Genomic DNA, 25,514 nt, shown 5'->3' with positions numbered 1-25,514 from the left:
CTCAGATCAACCACCGACCAGGCGGGGATAGAACAGCGTTTCCTGCGCGGTCGGGTCGAACGATCGGATCCGGGTAACTTCGCCGGGCCCGGTTCGAAGAGCGGCGGTGAAGCCGGCTCCGGTCAGCTCCCGAAAGCGCCGTTCGGCTCGCGCCAGCGCCTCGGCATTGCCAGGATCAAACTCGTGGCGCGTATCGCCAGTTTGGTCCATCACGATCTGGGTAGCCATGTTGAGTCTCCTCATGCCCAGCCCTGAACTCGATCAAAGCAAACGTCGTGCCGTCAGTTCCAGTTGGCAACAACTTTCTCGCGCCGGCGCATCACTCCTTGCTGAGCAGCCCAAGACGAGACGAGATTGTCATCGCGTTCTAGGCTCTTGTTTAAGCATGATCTTTTCGAAAAACCGCTGCACACTCCTCCGGATCATGCTTCAGCGCGAAGCGGCGGCGCCTCCGCCCTCGTCGATCTGCCGGCCCATCAGCGCGATTGCCTTCTGATAGACGCCTGCAGCATTCCAAGCCTCGATCGCGGCAAAATTCGGCTCGCCGGGCTGGTACCCGGCTCCCGCGCGCCAGCCATGGGCCTTGAGGAAATTCGCGGTCGAACTCAGCGCATTGGCGGCAACTTCGAGGTTGCCGGTGCCGTAGGCCAGAATGCTCTTCGGCATGAACTGGGTCTGACCGACCTCGCCATGCATCGAGCCGCGGGTTGATCCCGACAGCGTACCGCGGTCGATCAGCTTCAAGGCAGCATAGAGCTGGTCGGTGAAGAATTCGGGCCGCCGGCAGTCATAGGCAAGGGTCGCAATCGACGACAGCATGTTCTGATTGCCGCGCTGGCTGCCGAAGCCGGTCTCCATGCCCCAGATCGCGATCAGGGGTCCGGGCGGGACGCCATAGCGCTGCTCGATCGAGGCGAACAAGGCGGCATGCGACTGCTTGAGCTGCCGTCCCTTGGCAACGATGGTAGTGGCGCCGCGCTTGGCGAGGAACTGATCGAGCGTCAGCGAGAAGCTGCGCTGGCCGCGGTCGGCCGCGATGGTGGCGCTGGCATAGTTCGTCTGCATCAGGGCCGAGAGTGCGGTGGGGCCGACGCCCTTGCCCTGCGCCTCCGCGCTGAATTCGCGTTTCCAGGCCTCGAAACCCGCCGGCGAGCTGCCGCATTGCGCAGCCTCAGCCGGGGAGGCCAGGCAACCGAGCAGCGTCATTGCGCCAAAAACCGCTCCCGCAACAACCCTGCCCCTGATCATACCAATCTCCGTCCTGTACCGTTCGGCCGCGCCATCTTAACCGGTGGAACGCGCCGACTCCATGGCCGGATCATAGGACAATTCGAGGCCTTCCAGATCGCCCTCCTCGCGCCATTTGTCGAGCAGCCGCAGGAATGCCATCGGCCCGCGCCAATATTGGCTGTTTCTTGCCGCGATCGGATCGAACACGCCTTCGTTGTTGTAGTAGCCCGGCGTGCATTCGGCGAGATAGGTCTGCCGGCCGAGTGCGGCCCTGACGACCTCGTCGACCCAGGCGTTCTCGGCGGCAAGCGTCGGCTCCAAGGTGCGCGCCTTACGGTCTCGGGCCTCCTTGATGACATAGGCGATGTGCTGCGATTGCTCATCGATAATGTGCGGAAAATTGGCGCTCTGTCCGGCCTGCACCGTGACGATCAGGAAGCAGTTCGGGAAGCCGCGGCTGTAGAAGCCGTGCAGCGTCTTGACGCCGTCGCGCCACCGCTCGGACAGGCTCGTGCCGTCGCGGCCATACACCTCGAAGCCCATGCGGCGCGCGTAGTCGGTGCCGACCTCGAAGCCGCTGGCATAGATCAGGCAGTCGAGCTCATAAGCCTTGCCGGCGACGACGACGGCATTCTCCGTGATGCGCTCGACGCCCTGCCCTTTGGTGTCGACGAGATGCACGTTGGGGCGATTGAAGGTATCGAGATATTCGTCGTGGAAGCACGGCCGCTTGCAGAATGCCTTGTACCAGGGCTTGAGCGCAGCCGCGGTCGTCTCGTCCTCGACCACCGCGTCGACGCGGGCGCGGATCTCCTCCATCTTGCGGTAATCGGCCTGCTCGATCACCTTCAGCGCCTCGTCCATCGAGGTCACCGGCTGGGGCTGACGACGCGGCGCCAGCAGGATCTCGCCGAGCAGGCCAGTCCAGCCGTCCCGCACCAGATCCCGTTCGAAGGGATCGCCTGAAATCACGGCCGTAAAATTGTCCATCCGTTCGCGCTGCCAGCCTGGCTTGAGGCTCTGCGCCCAGGCCTGATCCGTCGGACGGTCGTCGCGAACGCCGATCGCAGACGGCGTGCGCTGGAACACATAGAGCTCCTTCGCGGAACGGCCGAGATGCGGCACACATTGCACGGCGGTGGCGCCCGTGCCGATGATGCCGACGCGCTTGCCGGCGAGACCGGCCAGGCCACCGTCCGCATCGCCGCCGGTGTAGCCGTAATCCCAGCGGCTGGTATGAAAGCTGTGGCCCTTGAACGTCTCGATGCCGGGAATGCCCGGCAGCTTCGGGCGGCTCAGCGGACCGCCTGCCAGAATGACGAAGCGCGCGCGGATGCGATCGCCCCGATCGGTCTCGACCAGCCAGCGCGCTTCCTGCTCTTGCCAAGCCATCCGCGAGATGACGGTCTGAAACAGCGCGCGCTCATAGAGCCCGAAATGACGGCCGATGCGGCGCGAATGCTCGTAGATCTCGGGAGCGCGTGCGTATTTGCGCACCGGCATGTAGCCGGTCTCTTCCAGAAGCGGCAGATAGATGTAGCTCTCGGTGTCGCAGGCGGCACCGGGATAACGATTCCAGTACCAGGTGCCGCCGAAGTCGGCGGCCTTTTCCACGATACGAAAATCCTCGATGCCGGCATCGCGCAACCGCGCGCCACACAACAGACCGCCGAAGCCGCCACCGACGATGAGCACTTCAGTCGCTTCGCTGACGGCGGCGCGCGCAAATCCGGGATCGGCCCAGGGGTCGTCGAGATAGCGACCGAATTCGCCCGTGACCTCGACATACTGCGCCTTGCCCTCGGCGCGCAGTCGACGGTCGCGCTCGTCGCGGTAGCGGGCACGGAGCGCGGAAACATCGACCGTAGATGCGCCGGTTGTGCCGGTCTTGTGTCTTTCCGCTGACATTCATCTCCTCCACCGCGAACGCTGCTTCGCCGGCAGCTCACATCACGTTAGCCCTGAAAAAGTGCCGCACGCAATCATGCTCGCCGTTTTTCGCGTGAACGCCGCGTGGCGTTCCGCTAACCTCGCGCGCAAAATCACAAGCCTGCGCCATGCAACGACGCGGCGACCTGGAGGAGACCATGCAGGGATTGATGATGGACATGCCGCTTCTGATCAGCGGCCTGATCCAATACGCAGCCGACTATCACGGCGAGGCGGAGATCGTCGCGCGCGAGATCGAAGGCGACATCCATCGCTACAGCTATGCGGACGCCCATCCCCGCATCAAGCGCATGGCGCTGGCGCTCAAGCGGCTCGGCATGAATCCCGGCGACCGCGTCGGCACGCTGGCCTGGAACACCCATCGCCATTTCGAGATGTTCTACGCGACGCCGGGCATGGGCTACGTGCTGCACACCGTCAACCCGCGGCTGTTTCCCGAACAGCTCGTCTACATCATCAATCATGCCGAAGACCGTCTGCTGTTCATCGACCGCGCCACGCTGCCGCTCGTCGAGGCGATCGCACCGCAGCTCAAGACGATCGAGGCCTATGTCGTGATGTCCTCGCGCGAGCGCATGCCCGAGACGAAGCTTGCGAACGTCCATTGTTACGAAGAGCTTCTGGGACGCGAGAACGAGGCCGGCTTCGCCTGGCCGGAGTTCGACGAGAAGTCCGCCTCGACCATCTGCTACACCTCGGGCACGACGGGCAATCCCAAGGGCGTGATCTATTCGCACCGCGCCGCGATCCTGCAGACCATGACCTGCTGCAATTTCGACTTCCTGCCGGGCCATGTCGAGGGCGTGCGCGAGGTGATGATGCCGATGGCGCCCCTCTTCCACGGCAATGCCTGGAACATGCCGTTCACGGCGCCCTATACCGGCTCGAAGCTGGTGCTGCCCGGCCGCAACTACGAGCCCGACAAGCTCTATGAATTGCTTGAAGGCGAGAAGGTCACGCTGTCGGCGGGCGTACCGAGCTTCTGGCTGATCCTGCTCGACTGGCTCGGCCGCACCGGCAACAAGTTCTCCACGTTGCGCGCAACGTTGTCGTCCGGTTCGGCGCCGCCGCGCGCGATGGTCGAGAAGCTGAAGCGCGATTATGGCATCGACTATATCCAGGCCTGGGGCATGACCGAGGCCCTGGGCTGCTCGATGCCGGGCTTGCGTCCCGGCTCGGAGCACCTCAGCGAGACGGAGAAATTCGACCGACGCCAAGTCTCGGGACGCGCCTGTTTCGGCACCGCCTTGCGCATCGTCGACGATGCCGGCAACGAGTTGCCGCGCGACGGCAAGACCGTCGGTCATCTGCGCGCCCGGGGCCCCTGGGTCGCCTCGGGCTACATGAAGCTGGAGGAAGGCCTCGATCGCGACGGCTGGCTAATCACCGGCGACATGGCGGTAATCGACCCGCAGGGTCACGTGACGTTGACCGACCGCTCCAAGGACGTGATCAAGTCCGGCGGCGAGTGGATCTCCTCGATTCAGCTCGAGGACATCGCCTTGTCTCACCCCGACGTGCTGCAAGCCGCCGTGGTCGCGATCGCGCACGAGAAATGGCAGGAGCGTCCCCTGCTCCTCGTCGTCCGCAAGAAGGGCGCGACCGTCGACGGCAAGACGCTGCTCGACCACATGCGCCCAAAGATCGCGAGCTGGTGGATGCCGGACGCGGTGGAATTCCTGGACGAATTCCCGATGACCGGCACCGGCAAGGTGCTGAAGTCGGCGCTGCGCGAGAAGTTCAGGGAGTACCGCGTCGCGTGACGCGACGCATCATCGCGCGAAAGTCCGCGCCGCCCTCGATCCTGGAGACGAACGATGCTCTACCCGATGTCACCCAAAGTCGTCGAGCTCAAGCGCAAGCTCGAAAGCTTCATGGACCGGCACATCTATCCGAACGAGGAGCGCTTCTATCGCGAGGCCGAGGAGCTCGGGCCGTGGAAGGTCTATCCCGTCGTCGAGGAATTGAAGCCGCTGGCGCGCGCCGAGGGGCTCTGGAATCTGTTCCTGCCGGAGTCCGGCCACGGCGCGGGTCTTTCCAATCTCGAATATGCCCCGCTCTGCGAGGTGATGGGGCGCTCGCACCTCGCGCCCGAGGTGTTCAACTGCTCGGCGCCCGACACCGGCAACATGGAGGTGCTGGAGCGCTACGGCACCGAGAAGGACAAGGAGCGCTGGCTGAAGCCCCTGCTCGCCGGCAAGATCCGCTCCTGCTTCGCCATGACCGAGCCGGCGGTCGCATCATCCGATGCGACCAACATCGAGAGCTCGATCGTGCGCGATGGCGACCACTACGTCATCAACGGCCGCAAATGGTACACGACGAATGCGACCGACCCGCGCTGCAAGATCTGCATCTTCATGGGCAAGACCGATCCCGACAATCCTGACCGCCACAAGCAGCAATCGATGATTTTGGTGCCGATGGACACGCCCGGAATCGAGGTGAAGCGTCCCCTGCCCGTGTTCGGCTTCTACGGCGTGCCCGACCGCGCCTCCGAAGTGGTGTTCACCAATGTGCGGGTCCCGAAGGAGAACATGCTGCTCGGCGAGGGCCGCGGTTTCGAGATCGCACAGGGCCGCCTCGGGCCCGGCCGCATTCATCACTGCATGCGCCTGATCGGCCTGGCCGAGCGCACGCTGGAGAAGATGTGCCGCCGCGTGCGCAGCCGGGTCGCCTTCGGCAAGCCGGTCTCGGAGCAGACGGTGACGCAGGAGCGCATCGCGGAATCCCGCATCATGATCGAGCAGGCCCGGCTGCTGACGCTGAATGCGGCCCACGCGATGGACACGGTCGGCAACAAGGTGGCGAAGGCCGAGATCGCCATGATCAAGGTCGCCGTGCCCAACATGGCCTGCCAGATCATCGACTGGGCCATTCAGGCCCATGGCGGCGGCGGGACCTCGAACGATTTCGGCTTGACCCAGGCCTATGCGACCGCGCGGCTGCTGCGTCTTGCCGACGGGCCGGACGAGGTTCACCGGAACCAGATCGCACGGTTCGAGCTGAAGAAGTATTCGAACGTTTAGAGGACCGACTCATCAAGAGCACAATGACATCTTCCCTTCTCCCCTTGTGGGAGAAGGTGGCGCGAAGCGCCGGATGAGGGGTATCCATCCGCACGGCAAATGCGGAGAGAGACCCCTCACCCAAGTGAGCGCGTGTCCACGAGTAGAGATGCCCTCTCCCACAAGGGGAGAGGGCGCAACAATGCGCAGCCTGATCGTCGTGGCCTAGTATCGCGCACGGCTGCAATCAGCGCCCAGACCGCTTCGCCTCAGTTCACCACATACACATCAGGATCGGCGCTCGAGCTTGGCTTCTTGAAGGCGTTGCGCAAGGCCGGCGACAGCGGGACGTTGTAGTTGAGGCCGTTCGGCGGGGTTGGCGATTGCAGCCACTTCTTGTAGAGCACCTCGATCTCCGGGCTTGCATAGAGCTCCGCTGTTGCGCGGTCGGCGAGCGCCTTGAATGGCGCATCCTCCCGCCGCAGCATGATGCCGTACGGCTCCGGTTTCGAGAACGCCTCATCGCTGATCATGTAGGCTTGCGGCTCCTTCGACCGCGCGATGGCGACGGCGAGCTGCACGTCGTCGAGCGCGTAGGCCTGGGCGCGGTCGGTCTCCAGCAACAGGAAGGCCTCGGCCTGGTCCTTTGCCGGCATCACATTGATGCCGAGATTGCGCTCGGTGTTGACCCTGGCAAGCTGCGTCAGGTTGACTGATCCCGCCACCGCCGTGACCGCCTTGCCCTTGAGATCGTCGATGGTGTTGATCTTGGCGGCCTTCCTGGCCGCAAACCGCGTCGCGCTGAGGAAATGCGTGTTGGTGAAGGCGACCTGCTTCTGACGGTCGGCATTGTTGGTGGTCGCCGAGCAATGCAGATCGAGCGTGCCGTTGACCATCAAGGGAATCCGGTTCGACGAGGTCACGGCGAGCGTGTCGACGGCGATGTCGGGCATGCCGAGCTGCTTCTTCACGGCCTCGACGATCCTGAGGCAGATGTCCATGGCAAAGCCGACCGGCTTCTGGTTGCCGTCCAGATAACTGAACGGGACCGAGGCCTCCTGGTAGCCCAGCGTGATCTTCCTGGTGTCCTTGATCTTCTGGAGCGTGCCCGAGAGGTCTTCGGCTGACGCTGCGCCGGCGAGACTACTCAGGGCCAGGAAAAGAACGGGTAGACGCATAGGCTGCTCCTCAATGGGGTCGTCGACCTTGTCGCGACGGAATCGCGGAGGTGATAACCGACGCATGCAGCGCCCGCCAGACGGGGCAGCGACTACCAGCTATCGCACTTTTCAATACTGGGCGAACGGGAGCCGCTTCACTGGCACGTCAGCTGCTGTTCGAACCAGCCGCTCAACCGCTCCGCCAGGGGCGGCCACATCCGCTGAAAGTTCGCGAGCTTGCCGACATTGGCGCGGTATATGTCCCGCAACTCCCGCTCGATGGCCGGCAGATCGACTCCGGTGCAGCCCCCGTCCCTGACGATGGTCTTGCCGGCGACGACAACCTCCTTCACCAGAGACGCATTACCCCTTGCGAACAGCAGCGCCATGGGGTCTACCGGCATGATCCGGTCGCGGTCGAGCCGGTCGAGATCGATCACGACGTAGTCGGCGGGGTTTCCGGTACCGAGCTCACCGCTCCCGGGCGCGCCGGTGGCGCGGCGCCCGTTGCGGATGGCGAGCGAGAACAGCTCGGCCGGTGTCCACGTCTGCCTGAAGCCGAGGCCGCCATGGACCATCTGCACCAGCCGCATCTCGCGCAGGATGTCATCGTCCTCGTCCAGCGCCAGCCCGTCGACGCCGACTGCGATGGCGCAGCCGCATTCGCGCGCGGCGGCAATCGGAGCGAGTCCCGAGCGTAGATGCATGTTCGAGCTGAAATTGGTGACGATGCGCGTACCGGAGGCCGCGATCATCTCCAGCTCATCCGGGCGGGCATGGATGCAGTGCGCCAGCGTCAGCCGCTCGGAGAGGAAGCCAACGTCGCGAAGCCAGCGCACCATGTCCGGAAAATTCTGATCGGCCCAGGCGCGCTGGTACACGGTCTCCAGCAGATGCATGTGGATCCGGCGGCCGGTTCGCGCCGAATTCTCCGCCACCGCTTCCAGCAGCGGCTTCGAGCACCATTGCACGCCGGCAGGCCCGAGCTGCACGTCCACCATCGGACCGGCGATGGCCGAGGCAATGGCCTCCGTGAGTTCAATATACGCCTTTGGCGACATCGGCGCGCGGACGAACAGCTCCTCGACGGTCTTGCGAGCATCGCTGGAGAGACCCGAGAGCGCCGGCTCGGCATCACCGTAGACGATCGGATTCTGGTCGCGCACGGCCATCGCAAACGCGATGCGGATGCCGACGTCGGACGCAGCCTTCGCAATGGCTTTCGCCTCGTCGACCAGGGGCATCGTCCCGCTCGGGCGTGTGTAGTGCACCATCATCGCCGCGCAGCCGGCCCTGGCGGAACGCGCCAACGCAGAGGCCGCGGTCAGATAGGGATCAACGGGCGTGCCCAGTGCGGTGCGCAGGATCCAGCTTTCCAGGGGCATGCCGACCGCGCCGAAGGACGACGCGGTGGCACGGGCGTGGTCATGGGCGTTGACGAAGGCCGGGATGACGAAGGAACGTGGCCCCTGCCCCGCTCCTTCCGCGATTTCGGTGATGACGCCGTCATCGTGCCGCAGCACGACGTTGTCGCTGACACCGAGGTCAGGGCCACGGAACAGGCTCGTTGCCGAAATCTCCGCCGCCATGGCCGTCGCTCCGGGATCAGTTGGCCGTATACACCAGCTCCCGCTCCGCGCGGGGCGGCAGGAACTCGCGCGAGAACACCTCCGCCGGCGTCGGCGTCCGGGCGAGCTGATAGCCCTCGACCACGATGCCGATGGCGCGGGTCATGCGGTCGTCCTTGATGTCGCCGATGCCGATCTCCTTCATCTCCGGCGAGACGATCAGCTTCTCGAAGGAATATTGCAGCCGGCGCTTCTCGACGTCGGCGTTGATGAGGTTGTCGTAGTTCGTCGCAGCCTTCATGCCGGCGTTCTGGTCCTTGGCGACCGCGATCGCGCCCTTGTTGATGGCGCGCACCAGGCCCGCGACGGCCTTCGGGTTCGAGGCGATCAGCTTGCGGGAGACCATCACGCCGTTCGAATAGAGATCGAGGCCGTACTCGCCGAACGAGAACCATTTGAAGTCCTTGTCCGGATCCTGGCGATTCAGCACCAAATTGAAATAGCTCGTGATGTTGAAGACGAGGGCCGCATCGATGTCGCCCTTGATCAGCATCGGCTCCTGCAGGTTCGGCGCCATGTTGGAGATCTTGATCTTCTCGCCGTCGAGCCCGTTCTTGCGCGTGAACACCGGCAGAAGGCGCGTCGTCGGCGTGCCCTGCGCGCCGCCGAGCGTGTGGCCTTCGAAATCCTTGATGGTGTTGATGCCGCTGCTCTTCTTGGCGACGATCGCGAACGGCGGCTGGTTCCACATCATGTAGACCATGACGGGCGCCTCCTGCGGCTTGCTCGAGGCATTCTGGATGATGGCATTGACGTCGCCGAAGCCCGCGTCATAGGCGCCGGACATCACGCGCGTGACGGTGGCACCGGAGCCCTCGCCCTGGTCGATGACGACGTTGAGCCCCTCCTCTTTGAAGAAACCGTTGTCCTTGGCGTAGAAGAACGCGGCATCGCTGCCCTGGGTTTTCCAGCCCAGCGTGAACTTGATCGTGGTTTCCTGCGCCGTGGCGGCACCGGCGGACAGCGCCAATCCCAGCAGCGCGGCGGTTACGTTCCTCAACATCGAGACCTCCTCAAGCTTCGTTGCGTGACAGTTGGAAAATCAGGTTGCGATCACGTCGTTCTTGCGCGTGGCCCAGCCGGTGACCCGCCCTTCGATCAGCGAGAACACGACGTAGAGTGCGACGCCGAGCGCGGCGAGCACGAACAGGCCGGCAAAGACCAGCGGCACGTTGAAATTGGAGGACGCGGTCATCATGACGTTGCCGATGCCGCGGTTGGAGGCGACGGTCTCCGACAGCACCGCGCCGACGAAAGCGTATGAGATCGCGACCTTCAGCGAAGCGAAGAAGAAGGGCATGGTCCTGGGCAGGCCGACGTTCCAGAGGATGTCGAGCTTGCTCGCGCCGAGCGCCTTCAGCACGTCCTCGAGCTCGGGCTCGGTGGTCGCAAGGCCCGTGGCGATATTCACGACGATTGGAAAGAAGCAGATCGACAGCGCGGTCAGCACCGCCGGCACCGTGCCGGAGCCGAACCACAGCACGAAGATCGGCACCACCGCGACCTTGGGGATGGAGGAGAAGCCGATGAGCAGCGGATAGCAGGTATCGTAGGCCGTCTTCGACACGCCGATGATGGCGCCGAGGGCGACCCCGAGCGCGACGCCAAGCACGAAGCCGAACATGGTGGTCGCGAGCGTCTGCACGATGTGCGGCCACAGCACCGGGAAGCGCTGGTACAACGTCAAGAACACCTGCGAGGGTCGCGGCAGCACCAGATCCGACATGCCGGTCATCAGGCAGAACAGCTCCCAGGCGACGAAGAACAACAAGATCAGCCCCGCCGACCACGCCTTCTGCCTGATATCGATCCCGAACATCAGCCTGTCCCCTGCTCAGCGGCGCTGCGCGCATCCTCGATGAAGGTCCGCAGCTTCTGGTTCAGCGCAACGAATTCCGGCTCAAAGGTCATGGCGACGGTGCGCGGGCGCGCAAACTCGACGCGGCTGTCGTCGAGGATGCGGCCGGGGCGCGCGCTCATCACGCAGATGCGGCTGGCGAGAAAGCCGGCCTCGCGCAGATCGTGGGTGACCAGCAGCACAGTCGGCTTGTGCGTCATCCAGAGGGTCTGGAGGATCGTCCACAGCTCTTCGCGGGTGAACTGGTCGAGCGCGCCGAACGGCTCATCCAGCAGCAGCATGCGCGGTTCGTGGATCAGGGCGCGGCACAGATTGGCGCGCTGGAGCATGCCGCCGGAGAGCTGCCAGGGGTAACGGCTGCCAAAGCCCTTGAGGCCGACCTGCTCCAGCAGCGCGTTGGCCTTGTCACGGAATTCGGTCTTGCGCAGCTTCCGGAAATTCGAGCGGAAGGGCTCGACGATCTTCAGCGGCAACATGATGTTCCGCTCGATCGTCATCCACGGCAGCATGGTCGGATTCTGGAAGGCCATGCCGACCCGCATCGCGCGCGCCGCGACTTCGCGGCCGCCGACGATGACGACGCCGCTGGTCGGCTGCACCAGGCCGCTGACCAGACGCAGAATGGTCGATTTGCCGCATCCTGACGGGCCGACCAGTGCGACAAACTCCCCGTCGGCGATCTTCAAGGTGGTCGTCGACAGGGCGGGCACGGCGCGGTCGCCGCGCCCGAAGGTCACGGAGGCCTCGGACAGTTCGATGGCCGTGGCGGCGGCGCCTTCGGAAACGGGCTGGCCGTCAAACTGGGCGTTGGGTTGCATGCGCATCACAGCCAAAGTGCATGCAAGCTAGGTGCCAGCCTGCCGTCCCCGCAAAATCAATGATTTGCCAGATGCCCTCGGCGAACGGCCGGAGTCGATTTAGGCAATCTGGACATCAAACTGCATGCATTTGGAGCGCCGGATCGCAGCGAGACTGTGCTACAGAGAGGCTTCGACCCATCCCAAGGATTCGCCGATGGCGGCGCGCGCGAGCAGCAAGACTTCTGAATCGTCGGACAAGGTCAGCGTGATCTGCCGCGCGCTCAGGCGCGCGATCATCGAACAGGCGCTGGAGCCTGGCGCCAAGCTGCCGGAGGATGCGCTCGGTGAACGCTTCGGCGTCAGCCGCACCATTGCCCGCCATGCGCTGGGCCAGCTCGCCGCGGAGGGCCTGGTCGAGCTGCGCCGCAACCGGATCGCGGTGGTGGCGACGCCGAGCTGGCAGGAGGCGCGCGATGCCTTCGACATCCGCATCGAGCTCGAACGGCTCGTCGTGCGCCAGCTTGCGGGCAAGCTGACGAAGGCGCAGATCGCCGAGCTGAACGCCCATGTCGATGCCGAGGACCGCGCGCGCGGCGGCACGGACGCCGTCTCGATTCGCCTCGCCACCGAATTCCACATCCTGCTCGCCCACATGACGAACAGCCCGATCCTGGTGCGCTATATCAGCGAGGTCGCCTATCGCTGCTGCCTGACGCTGTCGCTCTACAGCCGGCCGCATTCCAGCGAATGTGCCATCAACGAGCACCGCGCCATCATCGCCGCGCTCGCCAAGGGCGACGCGGCCAAGGTGATGGAGCTGATGCACCATCACCTGGATTCCGTGGCCAATCGTGCGCTGGTTGCTCCCACTCCGCAGCGCGGCCGCGACCTCCTCGATATCCTCGCGCCCTATGCCGACGAGGTGACGAGCGATCGCGTCGTCAAGCTGTCGAAAATCGCGCGGAGGGGCTAAGCCTCGATCCCGCGCTGAACGAGAATGCGCTCGGCGCTGTCGTTCCACACGTCCATCTTCACGATCTGCCCGCCCCTCACGACGAAGCGATCGACATAGCGGTTGCCCTCGAACGGCGTGCCGTCCATCCATTCGCCGTAGAGCGTGCCGACGCTGTAGACGACGGTCTCGTCCGCGCCCGGGCAGACGTCGAACCGGTCCATCTTCTTCTTCACCCAGCGATAGCGCCTGGCGTTGAAGCCGGTCGGCCCGCGCGGATGGTCGAACGCGCGACCGCCGGTGAACGTGATCACCGTGCCCGGCTTCATATAGGCCGCAGCGGCATCGGGATCCGGTATCATCGAAGCGTTGAGATAGGCTTCGACAATCTCGGCGTCAGTCATCGGGCTTTCGGCTTTTGCGGGAGTAGACATCGCGGGGTTCTCCGGATGTCGCCATCTTACAATCCGGGCTTCAAAGTGCATGCACATTTTTTGGACAATCTGACCCGAGCACTGCACACAATCTGGAGCTGCCCGCTCCCACGGCTTCCGCTAGGCTGCCATAGCTGAATCCAACGCCATGACCACCCAAGCCGCCTTGGACCTGATCTTCCGCAACGCGCTGTTGCGCTCTTCCGCCGCACCCGTCGATATCGGCGTGAAGGACGGTCGTATCGCCGTGATCGCGCCCAAGCTGGCCTGCGAGGCCGCCGAGGTCGATCTCGGTGGCCGCCTCGCCCTGCCCGGCTTCGTCGACACCCACATCCATCTCGACAAGGCCTGCCTGCTTGGCCGCTGCGGCCACGATCACGGCAACGTCTCGGAGGCGATCCGCGCCGTCGCCGCGATGAAGAAGGATTTCACGATCGAGGACGTCTACGCACGTGGCGCAAAGGTGCTTGAACGCGCCATCGTCAACGGCACGACGCGGATGCGCACGCATGTCGAGATCGACCCCCGCATCGGCCTCCGCGGCTTCGAGGCGGTCAAGGCGCTGAAGCGCGATTACGCCTGGGCGGTCGACCTCGAGCTCTGCGTCTTCCCGCAGGAAGGCCTCACCAACGATCCCGGAGCCGAGGAGTTGCTGATCCAGGCGCTGCGCGAAGGCGGCGAGGCCATCGGCGGCTGTCCCTACATGGACACCGACCCGAACGCCCATCTCGCGCGCATCTTCGATCTAGCCCAGGAATTCGACGTCGATGTCGACCTTCATCTCGATTTCGACCTCGACCCCTCCTGGTGGCACCTCGACGAGGTCTGCCGCCAGACCGAGCAGCGCAACTACGGCGGACGCGTCGCGATCGGCCATGCGACAAAGCTGTCGGCGTTGTCGCCGGACCGGATGAAGGCCGCCACCGCGCAACTGGCGAAATCCGGCGTTGCCGTCACCGTCCTGCCCGCGACCGATCTCTATCTGATGGGGCGCGAGGCCACGCACAACGCACCGCGTGGGCTGACCCTCGCCCACAAGCTTGCCGACGATGGCGTGCTCTGCTCGGTCGCCACCAACAACGTGCTCAACCCCTTCACGCCGTTCGGCGATGCCTCGCTGCTGCGGATGGCGAATTTCTACGCCAATGTCGCGCACGCCTCGGTGAGCGATTTCGACACCTGCCTGGACCTCGTGACCGAGCTGCCGGCCCGGCTGATGAACCTCGCCGACTACGGCATCGAGGTCGGTAATCCCGCCGACCTCATCGTGCTCGATACGCAAGACAGCCGCTTCGCTATCGCCGAGTTGCCCGATGTCCTGATGGGCTTCAAGGGTGGCCGGCAGACATTTGCGCGGCAGCGGCCTACCCTGTTCACTCCCAAGAGCTGAGAGCGGTCATATCCCGGACATTCCGCGATGCTGCACGCGGAGAGTTTTCAGACCGGCGGCGCGGTCTTGAGCTGATTACTTGGTGCGGTTGATCTTCGCGAGGATCCGGTCAGCCTCGGTCCGCCAATCCGCGCTGCGGGCGAAGTCTTCCGTGCTCCTGGGACCGAACAGCCCCTCATCGGCGAGATCAGCCACCCAGGCCTGCCGTTCGGCAGTGCCTTGCGCGGACCATGGCGTCAAACCCGCCTCGCGTACGGTTTCAGCGACCTCACACACCTCCTCGGCGCGGCGACGGCCGTGCTCGATCACGCGCTGGAAGACATAGGCGCCCTGCTTCTCCCAATCGATGCCGGGAAAAGTTTCCGCGAGCGAGGCCAGCACCGCATCCTCGACACCATAGGCGCGCGCGGTCGTAAAACTTTCGATGACCATAGCTTCCAAGCCCTTGATCATGATGCTGCGGCACATCTTGACCGCGGAGGACACTCCGAGCCTGTCGCTCGCAACCTTCGCGGCAAATCCGATCGCGTTCAGCAGCGGCTCCAGCTCCCTCGCACCGGGCCCGCCGAGCAGCAGCGGCACCTTGATGCGATAGGGCGGCACCGAGGTCATCACCGCGCCCTCGACATAGCGCCCGGCGGCGCCGTCGATCAGTGCAGCGGCGCGCTGCTTGGCGCCCGGAGAAGCCGAGTTGAAATCGAGGAACCAGGTGCCCTGATTGATCGCCGCGGCACAGGCCTTTGCGACCGGAACGGCCTGGCTGGCGGTGACCGCAGAGATGATGAAATCGGATTTCGCGGTCAGCTCGGCGTGCGACGCTGCGAGCACCACGCCGAACTTCGCCGCATGCCCCTTCAGCGGCGCGGCCTGCAAGCCACCGAGCTTGATATCGTAGGCTGACACCTTGATATCCTGCTGGCGCAAGTCCTCGGCCAGGATCCGCCCGACCTCGCCATACCCGACCAGTCCGATCTGCCAGCGCCTGGGATCACCTGCCATCAGTTCAATCCTCGTGTCGTCTCGTCCAAGAGATCCTCGACCGCATAGCGGCGCGGAATCAGCGCCTGTTGGAATGCGTAGTCGATGATCAGCTCCAGCGGCTTCCTGTTGGCCTCGATCCCGAACGGAACGAGATCGGGTGCTGCCGCAGGCCCTATTTGTTCCTTGTTCCGCTTGAGCAGATCATAAACGCCCGCGACCACGTCAAGACGCGATTTCGCGAGCTTCTCAGTCACGACCACGAGATGGTTGACCGGCACGACACCACGACGGGCGTACCATTTGGCGGCCTCGGCGGCGGGATCAGGGAATAGCGGCTTCAGCTTGGGATTATCGGAGGTCTCGCCGAGCACGGCATCGAGCTCGCTGTCGATCAGCATCTGGAGAATCTTCTTGTCCTTCGGCGCGCGCTCGGTGGTGTCGACATATTCGGACACGTGCGGATCCTCGAAGGTCACCCAGCGGATCCTGTCGAGATCGACGCCATAGTCGTTGGCGAGGATGCCCCTGATCCAGGCGCCCGTCGTGGTCGTGAAGGAGCGGATGCCGACACGCTTGCCTTCGAGATCGGTCGGCCCGAGCGTCCCCCTTTCAGGATTATAGAGCGCGTAGGCATGCTGGAAGCGTCCGAGCATGGTCGCCGGCAGCAATACCAGCGGCTTGCCGTGCGCCTTCGCCATCAGGTAGGTGACGATCGCCATCTCGCAGACGTCGAAGGCCTGCTCGCGCACCATCGGCTTGAACGCCGTGTTGGTCGGTGTGTACTCGATGAAGTCGAGATCGAACAGGTCGGAACGAAGCGCGCCGCTCTTCACCGCCTGGACATGAGGGTGGCTGCCGAGAACGGCTTTCAGCTTGAGACGATCCATCCGCCCGCTCCGCTTCTCTAGAGCATGATCCGAAAAAGTGCGCAGCGGTTTTCCGGAAAGATCATGCTCAAACAATATTGCCGCTCAGACGTCCTCGGGATTGTCGACGTACACCAGTCCGGCCTTCGTCAGCGCCTCGCGCATCCCGTACATGTCGAGACCGAGCTCGCCGGAGGCAAGCCGCTTGCGCTTGCCGCCCTCGTCCGCGTTGCGCTTCTTCGCCCTTTCGGCCACCTCGGCCGCATAGCGCTTCGGCACCACCACCACGCCGTCGTCATCGGCCACGACGATGTCGCCGGGGTCGACATTGACGCCGGCGCAAACCACGGGGACATTGACCGAGCCGAGCGTGGCCTTCACCGTGCCCTTGGCGGAGACCGCGCGTGACCACACCGGAAAGCGCATCTCGTGCAGCGCTTTGACGTCGCGGCATCCGGCGTCGATGATCAATCCCTGGACGCCGCGCGCCTGCAGCGATGTCGCAAGCAGCTCGCCGAACATGCCGTCGGTATTGTCGGTGGTGCAGCCGACGACGAGGACGTCGCCCTTCCTGCATTGCTCGACCGCGACATGGATCATCCAGTTGTCGCCGGGCTGCGCCAGCACCGTCACCGCCGGTCCGGCGATCGACGCACCCGCCCAGACCGGACGCAAGTAAGGCTTCATCAGGCCGATGCGGCCATAGGCCTCGTGCACGGTTGAGACACCGTATTCTGCCATCCCGGCGGGATCGGCGCGCTTGATGTTGCAAACGACGACCGGCTTCATGCCAATTCCTCGGCGACGGTCGGAAACAGGCGCTGATAGGCCTCGCCATAGGTCATGGGCACGCCGGTGTTGCGGCTGCCCTGGATGCCGCGGTTGAGCGCGACGCGCTCGTAGTAGCCCCAGAGATGCTTCTGCGCGGCGAGGATCTGGAACGCCTCGTACTTCTCCTTCCAGACCTCGTCGATCTTGAGGAGGAGGTCCGGCTTGTAGTTGCACTGCTCCGGCTGGTGCGGCTCGAACAGGAACACCGGCGGCGCAGAATATTTGTACTGCGCGCCGGGCTTGTGGCCCATCGCCTGCGCGACCACGCGCGTCTCCTGCGCGAAATGCGCCGCATTCGGATGGTCGAAATTATAGGGATCTTCCAGCGCGTGCGTCAGCACGAAGCTCGGATTGAGCTCGCGGTAGATGTCGACCATGCGGTCGAAATGTACCTCGGTGAGCTTGAGCGGATAATCACCGCAGTCGAAGAACTCGATCTCGGCACCCAACAGCTTTGCGGCCCGCTCCGCCTCGTCCTTGCGGCCGGCCTTGACCGATTCCAGCGTCGCGCCTTTCTCCTTCCAGGCGAACTGGCTCTCGCCGCGCTCGCCGAACGACAGGCAGACGATCTTCATGCGATAGCCCTTCTTCGCATGCAGCGCGATGGCGCCGCCGGCGCGCCAGACGAAATCGCCGGGATGGGCGGTGATCACGAGACCTGTCTTCATGGGACGAACTCCCTTCTTTCGCTTGTAGGCAATATTGATCGGAGCCCCTTCATTGGTCGAAGCCAAACAGGCGCGCGGGATTGTCGACCAGAATCTTCTCCTGAAACTCCGGCTCCGGCGCGAACAGCGGGATCAGATCGACGAGATCGCCATCATTCGGCATCACCTTGACGTTGGGATGCGGCCAGTCCGTGCCCCAGATGACGCGATCCGGCGCGGTCTCGACGATCTTTCGCGCAAACGGCACCGCATCCGTGAACGGCGGACCGGCCGAGGACACCCGCTCCGAGCCGCAGATCTTGACCCAGCACTTCTCATCGCGCTGCATCAGCTCGATCAGGATCCTGAACGGCAGCTGATCGAGCCCGTCGGCAGCCTTCACCCGCCCCATATGGTCGATGGTGTAGCTCAGCGGCAGCTTGGTCAGCATGTCGGCATATTCCGGCAGGTCGATCGCATCGAAGTGCAGATCGATGTGCCAGCCGAGCGGCGTGACCATCGCGACGATGCGGTCGAACACACGTCTGTCCGGTACGCCGCCGAGATGGCGAACGAAATTGAAGCGGCAGCCGCGGAAGCCGCCGTCATGCAGCACGCGGAGCCCGCGTTCGGTGATGGTATCGTCGATATTGGCGACGGCACGGTAGGCGCCGCCGCTCTGCGCGATGGCATCCAGCGCGACCGTGTTGTCGGTGCCGTGCACGCTGGCATTGACGATGACGGCGCGCTCGACGCCGAGCTTGGCGTGCAGCGCGCGAAAATCCTCCAGCGGCGCGTCAGGCGGCGTGTAGGAGCGATCCGGCGCGTAAGGATATTTCGCACCGGGCCCGAAGATGTGGCAATGCGCGTCGCAGGACAGCTTCGGCAGCTTGAACTTCGGCGTGCGCGTGTTTGGATCGGGCGGCGGAATGGTCGGCGTGTACATCATCGTCATCAGGTGAGCCCGCCGAAGCGGGACCGCTTGCTTCAAGACTTGCTGCTGACGACCGGCCGCCGCCGCGCCGGCGCGGCTTGATCGAGCGCGGGTGCCTGGAATGCGGCGACCGTGGCCTGCACCAATTGCTCGATGGCCCCTGCGGCATCGCTGCCGTCGGCCTCGCCGCGCGACAGGCGCGAAACGCGCTCCGGCGTCACCAGCGAATAATAGAGCGCACCGAGCAGAAAGTGGCTGCGCCAGACGATGTCCGTACGCGGAATGTGCGGCAGGCTCTCATGGATCGCATCGATGAAGGCGTGGCTGGTGTCGTCGAAGGTCTGTGCGATGATCTTTCGCGCGACCTCGTTGCCCTCCGCCGACATCACCGCGCGCAGCCGCGTGAAGCGCGCGCCGCCGCCCGCGAGATCGCTGCCCGAGGTGAAGGCCGGCACCACATAGGCGCGCACGATCGCCTCCAGCCGGTCCTGCAGATCGCGCACACGCCTGGCGGCGGCAAGTAGCTCGGAACGGCGCAGGTTCATCGGCCCGCAATGGCGCCGGTAGATCTCCAGCAGCAACCCGTCCTTGGTCCTGAAATGATATGTCACGCTGCCCGGATTGGCCCCGGCGGCATGCGCGATATCTCGCACCGAGACGGCATTGAAGCCGTTGGTGGCGAACAGCTCCTCGGCCGCGGCGAGGATCGCCTCGCGCATGTTCGGCTTGCGGGCTGTTTCCCTGCTGGTGGGCTTGCGTATCATGTGATTTGTACTATCGTACAAAAGATCAGGTCTCGTCAACAAAAACGATGGCAGGGTGCAGTCGGCCTGGAAAGAGCGCCGCTGGAATGCGAACGCCGCCTATGGAGTGCTGGGAATATGTTGGATTTGAACAAGAAGATCGGCCGCCTGCTGCTGGGCGCCATATGGCTGCTGGCAGCGGGTGCAGCTCAAGCCGACAACTATCCGAGCAAGCCGGTCCACATCCTGGTGCCCTATGCAGCGGGCGGAGCAGTCGACGTGCTTGCGCGCACGTTGGGCCAGGCGCTGGCGAAGACCTGGGGGCAGCAGCCCGTGATCGACAATCGTCCCGGCGCGGGCGGCATCGTCGCCTCGCAAACACTTACCAAGTCCGCGCCTGACGGTTACACGCTGATCCTGGTCGCGAGCGGCCATCCGCTCAACCAGTTCATCTATCCAAGCGTGCCCTACGACACGTTCAAGGATTTCACCCCGATCACCGAAGTCGCTTCGTCCCCGCTCGCGATCGTGGTGGCCAAAGACAGCCCTTACAAGACGCTCGGCGATCTCCTCGCCGCCGCCAAGAAGGAGCCGGACAAGCTCTCCTACGGCATGTCCGGCAACGGCACCTCGGCGCATCTCGCAGGCGAGCTGCTGAAATACATGTCCGGCACCAGGATCGTCGCGATCCCCTACAAAGGCGGCGCGCCGGCGCTGACGGCCGTGATCGCCGGCGAGATTCCGCTCAGCATCAATCCGCTTGCCGAAGCAATCGGCCAGCTCGAGGGCGGCCCCGTGCGCGCGCTGGCGGTGACCTCCGCCGAACGCGCGAAGGCGCTGCCGGATGTGCCGACCATCGCCGAGGCCGGCGTGCCCGGCTACGACGTCTCGGTCTGGTGGGGCGTTCTTGGACCGGCAAACATGCCGCCCGAGATCGTGTCCAAGCTCGAAGCCGATCTGAAGGCCGCGCTGCAGGATCCCGGCGTGCTATCGACGCTCAGCAAGATCGGCGCAGCGCCGGTCGGCTCCTCTGCCAAGGAGTTCGACGCCTACATGCACGCCGAGGCGACCAAATGGGAGCCGGTGCTGAAGGCCGCCAACATCCGCGCGCAGTAAAGCGCCCTTCCGGGTTCATCGCACACCGCACTGCTTGCACCTGCGGTCATTGCTTCGCTGACGGCGCCCGCCCGCGCGCCGACGGCGAAGCAAGGCTACTGGCGCCGGACAGCAAGCCGCTTCGCCAAGGCAGAGCGCAAGGCAGAACGCGAATGGGTCGCATTCGCTGTCGGCGGGCAGATCGGCCAGCCGACGCAGCCGTGGTCGGCGCCGGCTGATCGCAGAGTCAATTGCGCCCGCCAGCCCGCATCTTCTCCGGCGGCGTGACGCGCCGCACGAAATCAGCATCATCGTCGCCAGACGGGATCAGGATCGCGCGTTCGCGCGGCAGCGCCTCCGGCATCTCGTCCCGGATGAAGGCCACGAGCTTCTCCCTGATCTCGCAGCGGAGGTCCCAGGACTGCGGTGCATTCCTGGCGCTGACCAGCGCCCGAAGCTCGATGGTGCGCGCGTCGGCATCGATCACCTGGAGATTGACCACCTCGCCGTCCCACAGCTTTGACTGCTTCACCGCCTGCTCCAGCCAGGTCCTGATGCATTGGACGTCGGCACGATAGTCGACATGGAGCGCGATCACGCCGATGAGGGATGCGGTGTCGCGCGTCCAGTTCTGAAACGGCTTTTCGATGAAATAGGACAGCGGCACCACCATGCGGCGCCAGTCCCACAGCCGGATCACGACATAGGTCGAGGCGATGTCTTCCACCCAGCCCCATTCGTTCTCGATGATCACGGCGTCCTCGATGCGGATCGGCTGGGTGATCGCGATCTGCAAACCCGCGATCAGGTTGCTCAGCAGCGGGCGGGCGGCGAGACCGACGATGATACCGGCCGCGCCCGCGGAGGCGAACAGGCTGACGCCGTATTGCCGGACCGAATCGAACGTCATCAGCGCGGCAGAGATCGTGATGACGACGATGATGGTATCGGTGACGCGCTTGAACACGCGCACTTGCGTGACATGCTTGCGTGCGACGAAATTCTCGGTGACATCGCGAAAATTCTGGAGATAGCGCGCAGCACTCATGTCGACGATCCGGATCGAGATCCAGCCGATCAGCGCGATGAAGGCCACGACGAACAGCCGCATCAGCGGCGTGCGGATCGCGTCATCCAGCGGAGCGAGCGGCAGCACCAGTGCGACGGCGGCGAGACAGAGAGCGAGTTGGGCGGGGCCAGCGGTCCGATCGATGAACACGCTCAGAAGGGGGAAGCGGGTGCCGAATGCGCGGCCAAGCAGCCATATGGCGACCCGATAGACCAACAAGGCGAGCAGGATCGCGCCGGCAACGAGGCTGAGGCCAATGAACCATGAGGGTATCCAGCCGAACATCCCGTCGATGTCGGCCATGAGAGCCTGCCAATTCATCGCCGTCCCCGTCTTTGCATGCGCACCAGCGCGCTCAACGCCTTCCCGGCCGGCTTGGCTCCCCCGTTCAGTGCAACGCAGCATCCCGCTGGTGCAACCGTCGCCGAATTGCACTAGATTGAACCGCATGACTCGACGAACCGGCAGCGCCGATCTCCCTCTTCACACCGGACGGGTTCCGTCGTGGCTGGCAAGTCGCATGTCGTCGCTGGGAGCGATCGTCACCCAGACGATCGTGCATCATTACGGCCGCGATGCGTTCCTCCAACGGCTGTCGCATCCGTTCTGGTTCCAGTCGTTCGGCGCCGTGATGGGGATGGACTGGCACTCTTCCGGCATCACCACCTCCGTGATCGGCGCGCTGAAGCGCGGGCTCGGACCGCTTCAGGACGAGCTCGGAATTTATGTCTGTGGCGGCAGGGGCCAGCATTCGCGCAAGACGCCGGACGAGCTGCTGCAGCTCGGCGACCGCGTCGGATTCGACGGCCCCAGACTCACCCGCGCCAGCCGCCTGGTGGCCAAGGTCGACAGCGCCGCGGTCCAGGACGGTTTCGACCTTTACCTGCACGGCTTCTTCGTGACGGCCGACGGCAAATGGACGGTGGTGCAGCAGGGCATGAACGGCGACAAGCGGCAGGCGCGACGCTATCACTGGCATTCCGAGGCGCTGAAGAGCTTTGTCGATGCGCCGCACAGCGCGATCGACGGGCCGCAGCAGGGGGAGATCGTCAATCTCACCGATCATCGCGCCGACGTTTCTCGGACGGCGCAGCTCGAACTGCTCTGCGATCTCGGCCCCGATCGCATCGTCTCCGAATTCGAACGGCTCATCGGGACCGAGTCCACGCCGGCACAAGGCACGCTGCCGCATCTGATCATGCCCTCCCATCACGACGTCCGTCCCAAGGACGTATTCGCGCGCCGCCTGCACGGAACGCTGGCCGCCGCAGCCGAGCGGGGCCCGATCGATTTCCCGGAACTGCTGCTGACGCCGGGCGTCGGCGCGCGCACCGTGCGTTCCCTCGCGATGGTCGCGGAGGTCGTGCACGGCGCACCCTATCGCTTCAGGGATCCCGCGCGTTTCTCGCTCGCCCATGGCGGCAAGGACCGACATCCCTACCCCGTTCCGATCAAGGTCTATGACGAGACCATCCGGGTGCTGAAGGGCGCGATCCAGAACGCGAAGCTCGGACGCGAGGAAGAGATGCAGGCGATCAAGCGTCTGGACGACCAGGCGCGGCGGCTGGAGCGGACCGCACGCGGCCCTTCGGTTGAGGCTTTCATCGCCACTGAGCGTGCGGCCTCCCCGGATCTCGATGGCCGATCGGTGTTCGGCTGGGAGCGCGATCTTGCGCCCACACGAAAACGGACCGGCTGAACACCGGTCCGCAAGTTGGCGGGAGGAACGATCTCAGGTCTCGTCGGTCTCCGGCTCCTCCTCAAGCCGGTTGGCTGCGTGGTCCTGATATTGTTCAGTCTGGATGGACTTGCCGTCCATGCCACGAATGTCCGAATGCTGTTTCTTGTCACGGTTGGACAGCACCATGTTGTCGCCGATCATATCCTTGGGAACGTCGGTCAGTCCGCCGGTGCCGTCGCCCTTGCCGTGCATGCCCGATCTGAAATGCGTCTTGCTGCCATGCCCACTCGGCATTTGTCTCTCCTGTTGCAGTGATCTTCCGAAGACTTAGTGCTTCATGGTGGCCCCCTTCGATCCACCGATCAGGGGATTTTCACGCATGTCCTTCTCGCTCGGCGCGTACAGTTTGGGTTGCCTGCTGCTCATGAGTCACCTGCCTCCAGTCACCTGCCTCCGCCCTTTCCGGCCTCGTCATGCCTGTGATGGGAATCGTGCTCTCCACCGCCGCCGGAAATCCGGCTGTGGCTGCGCTGCGGGTTATCCGCCGGTGGCTTCTTGATTTCCAGCGGCGCCTTCGCGTTCTCGTGCGATGCGCCGGGCCCACCCTGACGGATGCTGTTCGGGGTCTTGGTGGATGTCGACATGGGATGTCGCCCTCCTCAACGATCTTGCTGGTAGCCTTGATTGGTCGTGTTCTGCTTGATGTTGCCCTGCTGTCCCTGCTGGTCCGGATTTTGCGCACGTTGCTGGCCATGTGGCGCCTGATCGGCGGACGTTTGCTTGCTGTCGCCAGTTCCCTTGCGGCTCTGATTGTCCGGCGGAACAGGTGGCATCCTGCTGGTCATGATCTTGTCTCCCGTTAGGACGTCGATCCGAGACCTGCACGGCCAAGGATCCGCGCGTCCAAGAGACAACAGGTCCAGCGGCACACCGTTCCTGACCGATCACGCGCGGCAAAGATTTTCCGAACGGACGCTGATCTCAGCTCGCCGCGGTGAGGGAACGCTCAGGGCTCGCTCCTGCCCGCCCCGGTGTTCCACGGCTCTCAGCCGTGACGGGAAGTTTCGCGATCGCGCGCAAGCCCGGCCGTCTGCGCCAATGGACCTCGGCGGGATCGACAGCTAGACCGAGTTTGGGCCATCGCACGAACAGCGCTTCCAGCGCGCAGGCTGCCTCGATGCGCGCGAGCTGATGGCCGAGGCAGAAGTGGATTCCCGTGCCGAATGAAATATGGCGGTTCGGCTTGCGCTCGAGATCGAGGCGCTCGGGACGATCGTGCACCGCCGGATCCATGTTCGCAGCGGCAAGCATCACCATGACGCGGTCGCCCTTCTTCAAGCGCACGCCTTCGACCTCGACGTCGCGGCGCACATAGCGAGGCTTGGAGAATTGCACCGGCGACACGAAGCGCAGGAACTCCTCCACCGCAAGCCCGACGCGGCTCCAGTCCTGTTCCAGCCAGTCACGCAAACCGGGATTCCTGAGAAGCTCATACGCCGAGCCGCTAATGAGATGAGTGGTCGTCTCGGATCCCGCCGCGAGCAGCAGAAACACCATCGAGACCATCTCGCCCGGCGTGATCTGACCGCCTTCGCGCTCGACCTGGACCAGTTCGGCAATCAGGCCCTCGCCGCCTTGCACGCGTGCGGTCTGCAACTGCCGTTCGAGGTAGACTCGCATCTTGCGGAAGGCGAACAGCAAGCGGAAGAAGCTGACGACATTCGTCAGCGAGGACATCTCGTTGGCCCAGGCGATGAACTTCGGGCGATCGGCCGGCGGCAGACCCAGGAGTTCCGAGATCACCGCGAGCGGCAGGATGCGCGCGTAGCGCTGGACGAGATCGGCCGGGCTTCCCGCTGCGAACAGTTCGTCCGCAAGCGTGTCGGCGATGGCACGGATGCGCGGCTCCATCGCAACGATCGCGCGGCGGCGAAACGCCTCGTCCACGATGCTGCGCAGCCGGGTGTGATCCGGCTCGTCCATCGTCAGCATGTTGTTGGCGATGGTCCTGACGTATCTCGGCATCCACCAGCGCAGACCCGCGACGTCGCCGTCCTCCTTGCGCAGCGTGAAGGTCGCGCCGTCCTTCAGCACCTGCGCTGTCGCATCATGGGTCGTGGTGATCCAGACATCGCCGACGATCGGGAATCGCGTCGCAACCACCGGGCCGGACATGCGCAACGTCGCGATGGCCTTGGGCGGATCGCGGAAAAAAACCTCGCTGGTAAAATCGAGGCGCACAGTCATGGAATCACCG

At 64.4% G+C, this 25,514-nt stretch carries 26 protein-coding genes; 6 read left to right on the top strand and 20 right to left on the bottom strand.

Annotation, left to right across the window (positions count from 1 at the left end):
- Nucleotides 1-6 precede the first annotated feature (6 nt).
- The 3 genes from H1B27_RS09635 to H1B27_RS09625 all read right to left on the bottom strand — a co-directional run bounded on the left by H1B27_RS09635 (nt 7) and on the right by H1B27_RS09625 (nt 3,138).
- Nucleotides 7-228, bottom strand: a complete 222-nt coding sequence (locus H1B27_RS09635; RefSeq protein ID WP_007592399.1) for a hypothetical protein — start codon at nt 226-228, stop codon at nt 7-9.
- Nucleotides 229-429: 201 nt separating this feature from the next.
- Nucleotides 430-1,248 carry a lytic murein transglycosylase gene (locus tag H1B27_RS09630; RefSeq protein WP_061877652.1) on the bottom strand — a complete coding sequence of 273 codons (819 nt, stop codon included), beginning with the start codon at nt 1,246-1,248 and terminating at the stop codon, nt 430-432.
- Nucleotides 1,249-1,284: 36 nt separating this feature from the next.
- The gene (locus H1B27_RS09625; protein WP_197965887.1) at nt 1,285-3,138 is read right to left on the bottom strand and encodes a flavin-containing monooxygenase; all 1,854 of its coding nucleotides are present in this window, start codon (nt 3,136-3,138) and stop codon (nt 1,285-1,287) included.
- A 179-nt stretch (nt 3,139-3,317) separates the two neighbouring features.
- Between H1B27_RS09625 and H1B27_RS09620 the strand changes: the two genes are divergently transcribed.
- Nucleotides 3,318-4,943 (top strand): long-chain fatty acid--CoA ligase, encoded by a 1,626-nt coding sequence (locus tag H1B27_RS09620; protein WP_197965886.1) that lies wholly within the window; start codon nt 3,318-3,320, stop codon nt 4,941-4,943.
- A 54-nt stretch (nt 4,944-4,997) separates the two neighbouring features.
- Nucleotides 4,998-6,209 carry an acyl-CoA dehydrogenase family protein gene (locus H1B27_RS09615; RefSeq protein WP_197965885.1) on the top strand — a complete coding sequence of 404 codons (1,212 nt, stop codon included), beginning with the start codon at nt 4,998-5,000 and terminating at the stop codon, nt 6,207-6,209.
- Nucleotides 6,210-6,457: 248 nt separating this feature from the next.
- On the opposite strand, the gene H1B27_RS09610 is transcribed toward H1B27_RS09615, so the two are convergent.
- The 5 genes from H1B27_RS09610 to H1B27_RS09590 all read right to left on the bottom strand — a co-directional run bounded on the left by H1B27_RS09610 (nt 6,458) and on the right by H1B27_RS09590 (nt 11,652).
- Complete coding sequence (locus H1B27_RS09610) at nt 6,458-7,366, bottom strand: amino acid ABC transporter substrate-binding protein (RefSeq protein WP_061877655.1); 909 nt, start codon at nt 7,364-7,366, stop codon at nt 6,458-6,460.
- Between the two features lie 137 nt (nt 7,367-7,503).
- A complete protein-coding gene (locus H1B27_RS09605) occupies nt 7,504-8,937 on the bottom strand; it encodes an amidohydrolase family protein (protein WP_197965884.1) in 1,434 nt (477 codons plus the stop codon).
- Between the two features lie 16 nt (nt 8,938-8,953).
- Complete coding sequence (locus H1B27_RS09600) at nt 8,954-9,979, bottom strand: ABC transporter substrate-binding protein (protein ID WP_197965883.1); 1,026 nt, start codon at nt 9,977-9,979, stop codon at nt 8,954-8,956.
- A gap of 39 nt (nt 9,980-10,018) precedes the next feature.
- The gene (locus tag H1B27_RS09595; protein ID WP_061877658.1) at nt 10,019-10,795 is read right to left on the bottom strand and encodes an ABC transporter permease; all 777 of its coding nucleotides are present in this window, start codon (nt 10,793-10,795) and stop codon (nt 10,019-10,021) included.
- Nucleotides 10,795-11,652, bottom strand: coding sequence for an ABC transporter ATP-binding protein (locus tag H1B27_RS09590; RefSeq protein ID WP_246515320.1), 858 nt, complete (start codon nt 11,650-11,652; stop codon nt 10,795-10,797). Before H1B27_RS09590 ends, H1B27_RS09595 begins: the two co-directional genes overlap by 1 nt.
- A 196-nt stretch (nt 11,653-11,848) precedes the next feature.
- On the opposite strand from H1B27_RS09590, the gene H1B27_RS09585 reads away from it, so the two are divergent.
- Complete coding sequence (locus H1B27_RS09585; protein WP_197965881.1) at nt 11,849-12,607, top strand: GntR family transcriptional regulator; 759 nt, start codon at nt 11,849-11,851, stop codon at nt 12,605-12,607.
- Here the strand turns inward: H1B27_RS09585 and H1B27_RS09580 are convergent.
- Entirely contained in the window at nt 12,604-13,020 is a 417-nt protein-coding gene (locus H1B27_RS09580) for a nuclear transport factor 2-like protein (protein ID WP_197965880.1), read from the bottom strand. The genes H1B27_RS09585 and H1B27_RS09580 overlap by 4 nt on opposite strands.
- 148 nt (nt 13,021-13,168) lie before the next feature.
- On the opposite strand from H1B27_RS09580, the gene H1B27_RS09575 reads away from it, so the two are divergent.
- Entirely contained in the window at nt 13,169-14,410 is a 1,242-nt protein-coding gene (locus tag H1B27_RS09575) for an amidohydrolase family protein (protein WP_197965879.1), read from the top strand.
- Between the two features lie 75 nt (nt 14,411-14,485).
- Here H1B27_RS09575 and H1B27_RS09570 read toward each other — a convergent pair whose 3' ends face one another.
- The 6 genes from H1B27_RS09570 to H1B27_RS09545 form a co-directional block, all read right to left on the bottom strand.
- Nucleotides 14,486-15,409: a DUF1932 domain-containing protein gene (locus H1B27_RS09570; RefSeq protein WP_197965878.1), complete on the bottom strand. Its 924-nt coding sequence runs from the start codon at nt 15,407-15,409 to the stop codon at nt 14,486-14,488.
- On the bottom strand, nt 15,409-16,278 hold the full coding sequence (locus tag H1B27_RS09565; protein WP_197965877.1) for a substrate-binding domain-containing protein: 870 nt from the start codon (nt 16,276-16,278) through the stop codon (nt 15,409-15,411). The genes H1B27_RS09570 and H1B27_RS09565 overlap by 1 nt, the downstream gene beginning before the upstream one ends.
- Nucleotides 16,279-16,362: 84 nt before the next feature.
- The gene (locus tag H1B27_RS09560) at nt 16,363-17,046 is read right to left on the bottom strand and encodes a 4-carboxy-4-hydroxy-2-oxoadipate aldolase/oxaloacetate decarboxylase (protein ID WP_061877663.1); all 684 of its coding nucleotides are present in this window, start codon (nt 17,044-17,046) and stop codon (nt 16,363-16,365) included.
- Nucleotides 17,043-17,756, bottom strand: a complete 714-nt coding sequence (locus tag H1B27_RS09555; RefSeq protein ID WP_061877664.1) for a PIG-L deacetylase family protein — start codon at nt 17,754-17,756, stop codon at nt 17,043-17,045. The genes H1B27_RS09560 and H1B27_RS09555 overlap by 4 nt, the downstream gene beginning before the upstream one ends.
- Nucleotides 17,757-17,805: 49 nt before the next feature.
- Nucleotides 17,806-18,690, bottom strand: coding sequence for an amidohydrolase family protein (locus H1B27_RS09550; RefSeq protein WP_061877665.1), 885 nt, complete (start codon nt 18,688-18,690; stop codon nt 17,806-17,808).
- A gap of 32 nt (nt 18,691-18,722) precedes the next feature.
- Complete coding sequence (locus H1B27_RS09545) at nt 18,723-19,433, bottom strand: TetR/AcrR family transcriptional regulator (protein ID WP_197965876.1); 711 nt, start codon at nt 19,431-19,433, stop codon at nt 18,723-18,725.
- Between the two features lie 117 nt (nt 19,434-19,550).
- Between H1B27_RS09545 and H1B27_RS09540 the strand changes: the two genes are divergently transcribed.
- Nucleotides 19,551-20,528: a tripartite tricarboxylate transporter substrate binding protein gene (locus H1B27_RS09540; protein ID WP_197965875.1), complete on the top strand. Its 978-nt coding sequence runs from the start codon at nt 19,551-19,553 to the stop codon at nt 20,526-20,528.
- Nucleotides 20,529-20,754: 226 nt separating this feature from the next.
- On the opposite strand, the gene H1B27_RS09535 is transcribed toward H1B27_RS09540, so the two are convergent.
- The gene (locus tag H1B27_RS09535; RefSeq protein WP_197965874.1) at nt 20,755-21,897 is read right to left on the bottom strand and encodes a mechanosensitive ion channel family protein; all 1,143 of its coding nucleotides are present in this window, start codon (nt 21,895-21,897) and stop codon (nt 20,755-20,757) included.
- Nucleotides 21,898-22,024: 127 nt separating this feature from the next.
- Here H1B27_RS09535 and H1B27_RS09530 point away from each other — a divergent pair, with 127 nt between their 5' ends.
- Nucleotides 22,025-23,275 (top strand): DUF763 domain-containing protein, encoded by a 1,251-nt coding sequence (locus H1B27_RS09530; protein ID WP_197965873.1) that lies wholly within the window; start codon nt 22,025-22,027, stop codon nt 23,273-23,275.
- A gap of 33 nt (nt 23,276-23,308) precedes the next feature.
- Here the strand turns inward: H1B27_RS09530 and H1B27_RS09525 are convergent, their stop codons facing one another.
- The 4 genes from H1B27_RS09525 to H1B27_RS09510 form a co-directional block, all read right to left on the bottom strand.
- Nucleotides 23,309-23,551 carry a hypothetical protein gene (locus H1B27_RS09525; protein WP_061877670.1) on the bottom strand — a complete coding sequence of 81 codons (243 nt, stop codon included), beginning with the start codon at nt 23,549-23,551 and terminating at the stop codon, nt 23,309-23,311.
- Nucleotides 23,552-23,700: 149 nt separating this feature from the next.
- Nucleotides 23,701-23,901 carry a hypothetical protein gene (locus H1B27_RS09520; protein ID WP_131874530.1) on the bottom strand — a complete coding sequence of 67 codons (201 nt, stop codon included), beginning with the start codon at nt 23,899-23,901 and terminating at the stop codon, nt 23,701-23,703.
- Between the two features lie 15 nt (nt 23,902-23,916).
- The gene (locus H1B27_RS09515; protein ID WP_061877672.1) at nt 23,917-24,102 is read right to left on the bottom strand and encodes a hypothetical protein; all 186 of its coding nucleotides are present in this window, start codon (nt 24,100-24,102) and stop codon (nt 23,917-23,919) included.
- A 136-nt stretch (nt 24,103-24,238) separates the two neighbouring features.
- Nucleotides 24,239-25,504, bottom strand: coding sequence for a cytochrome P450 (locus tag H1B27_RS09510; RefSeq protein WP_197965872.1), 1,266 nt, complete (start codon nt 25,502-25,504; stop codon nt 24,239-24,241).
- Nucleotides 25,505-25,514 lie beyond the last annotated feature (10 nt).

Source organism: Bradyrhizobium diversitatis (assembly GCF_016031635.1).
GTDB classification, from domain to species: Bacteria; Pseudomonadota; Alphaproteobacteria; order Rhizobiales; family Xanthobacteraceae; genus Bradyrhizobium; species Bradyrhizobium diversitatis.
This window is presented reverse-complemented; position numbering and strand designations above follow the sequence as displayed.

What these genes read in the sequence shown, in the direction of transcription:
- H1B27_RS09635 (WP_007592399.1), bottom strand. Translation starts at nt 228, where the DNA reads ATGGCTACCCAGATCGTGATGGACCAAACTGGCGATACGCGCCACGAG.
- H1B27_RS09630 (WP_061877652.1), bottom strand. Translation starts at nt 1,248, where the DNA reads ATGATCAGGGGCAGGGTTGTTGCGGGAGCGGTTTTTGGCGCAATGACG.
- H1B27_RS09625 (WP_197965887.1), bottom strand. Translation starts at nt 3,138, where the DNA reads ATGTCAGCGGAAAGACACAAGACCGGCACAACCGGCGCATCTACGGTC.
- H1B27_RS09620 (WP_197965886.1), top strand. Translation starts at nt 3,318, where the DNA reads ATGCAGGGATTGATGATGGACATGCCGCTTCTGATCAGCGGCCTGATC.
- H1B27_RS09615 (WP_197965885.1), top strand. Translation starts at nt 4,998, where the DNA reads ATGCTCTACCCGATGTCACCCAAAGTCGTCGAGCTCAAGCGCAAGCTC.
- H1B27_RS09610 (WP_061877655.1), bottom strand. Translation starts at nt 7,366, where the DNA reads ATGCGTCTACCCGTTCTTTTCCTGGCCCTGAGTAGTCTCGCCGGCGCA.
- H1B27_RS09605 (WP_197965884.1), bottom strand. Translation starts at nt 8,937, where the DNA reads ATGGCGGCGGAGATTTCGGCAACGAGCCTGTTCCGTGGCCCTGACCTC.
- H1B27_RS09600 (WP_197965883.1), bottom strand. Translation starts at nt 9,979, where the DNA reads ATGTTGAGGAACGTAACCGCCGCGCTGCTGGGATTGGCGCTGTCCGCC.
- H1B27_RS09595 (WP_061877658.1), bottom strand. Translation starts at nt 10,795, where the DNA reads ATGTTCGGGATCGATATCAGGCAGAAGGCGTGGTCGGCGGGGCTGATC.
- H1B27_RS09590 (WP_246515320.1), bottom strand. Translation starts at nt 11,652, where the DNA reads ATGCAACCCAACGCCCAGTTTGACGGCCAGCCCGTTTCCGAAGGCGCC.
- H1B27_RS09585 (WP_197965881.1), top strand. Translation starts at nt 11,849, where the DNA reads ATGGCGGCGCGCGCGAGCAGCAAGACTTCTGAATCGTCGGACAAGGTC.
- H1B27_RS09580 (WP_197965880.1), bottom strand. Translation starts at nt 13,020, where the DNA reads ATGTCTACTCCCGCAAAAGCCGAAAGCCCGATGACTGACGCCGAGATT.
- H1B27_RS09575 (WP_197965879.1), top strand. Translation starts at nt 13,169, where the DNA reads ATGACCACCCAAGCCGCCTTGGACCTGATCTTCCGCAACGCGCTGTTG.
- H1B27_RS09570 (WP_197965878.1), bottom strand. Translation starts at nt 15,409, where the DNA reads ATGGCAGGTGATCCCAGGCGCTGGCAGATCGGACTGGTCGGGTATGGC.
- H1B27_RS09565 (WP_197965877.1), bottom strand. Translation starts at nt 16,278, where the DNA reads ATGGATCGTCTCAAGCTGAAAGCCGTTCTCGGCAGCCACCCTCATGTC.
- H1B27_RS09560 (WP_061877663.1), bottom strand. Translation starts at nt 17,046, where the DNA reads ATGAAGCCGGTCGTCGTTTGCAACATCAAGCGCGCCGATCCCGCCGGG.
- H1B27_RS09555 (WP_061877664.1), bottom strand. Translation starts at nt 17,756, where the DNA reads ATGAAGACAGGTCTCGTGATCACCGCCCATCCCGGCGATTTCGTCTGG.
- H1B27_RS09550 (WP_061877665.1), bottom strand. Translation starts at nt 18,690, where the DNA reads ATGACGATGATGTACACGCCGACCATTCCGCCGCCCGATCCAAACACG.
- H1B27_RS09545 (WP_197965876.1), bottom strand. Translation starts at nt 19,433, where the DNA reads ATGATACGCAAGCCCACCAGCAGGGAAACAGCCCGCAAGCCGAACATG.
- H1B27_RS09540 (WP_197965875.1), top strand. Translation starts at nt 19,551, where the DNA reads ATGTTGGATTTGAACAAGAAGATCGGCCGCCTGCTGCTGGGCGCCATA.
- H1B27_RS09535 (WP_197965874.1), bottom strand. Translation starts at nt 21,897, where the DNA reads ATGAATTGGCAGGCTCTCATGGCCGACATCGACGGGATGTTCGGCTGG.
- H1B27_RS09530 (WP_197965873.1), top strand. Translation starts at nt 22,025, where the DNA reads ATGACTCGACGAACCGGCAGCGCCGATCTCCCTCTTCACACCGGACGG.
- H1B27_RS09525 (WP_061877670.1), bottom strand. Translation starts at nt 23,551, where the DNA reads ATGCCGAGTGGGCATGGCAGCAAGACGCATTTCAGATCGGGCATGCAC.
- H1B27_RS09520 (WP_131874530.1), bottom strand. Translation starts at nt 23,901, where the DNA reads ATGTCGACATCCACCAAGACCCCGAACAGCATCCGTCAGGGTGGGCCC.
- H1B27_RS09515 (WP_061877672.1), bottom strand. Translation starts at nt 24,102, where the DNA reads ATGACCAGCAGGATGCCACCTGTTCCGCCGGACAATCAGAGCCGCAAG.
- H1B27_RS09510 (WP_197965872.1), bottom strand. Translation starts at nt 25,504, where the DNA reads ATGACTGTGCGCCTCGATTTTACCAGCGAGGTTTTTTTCCGCGATCCG.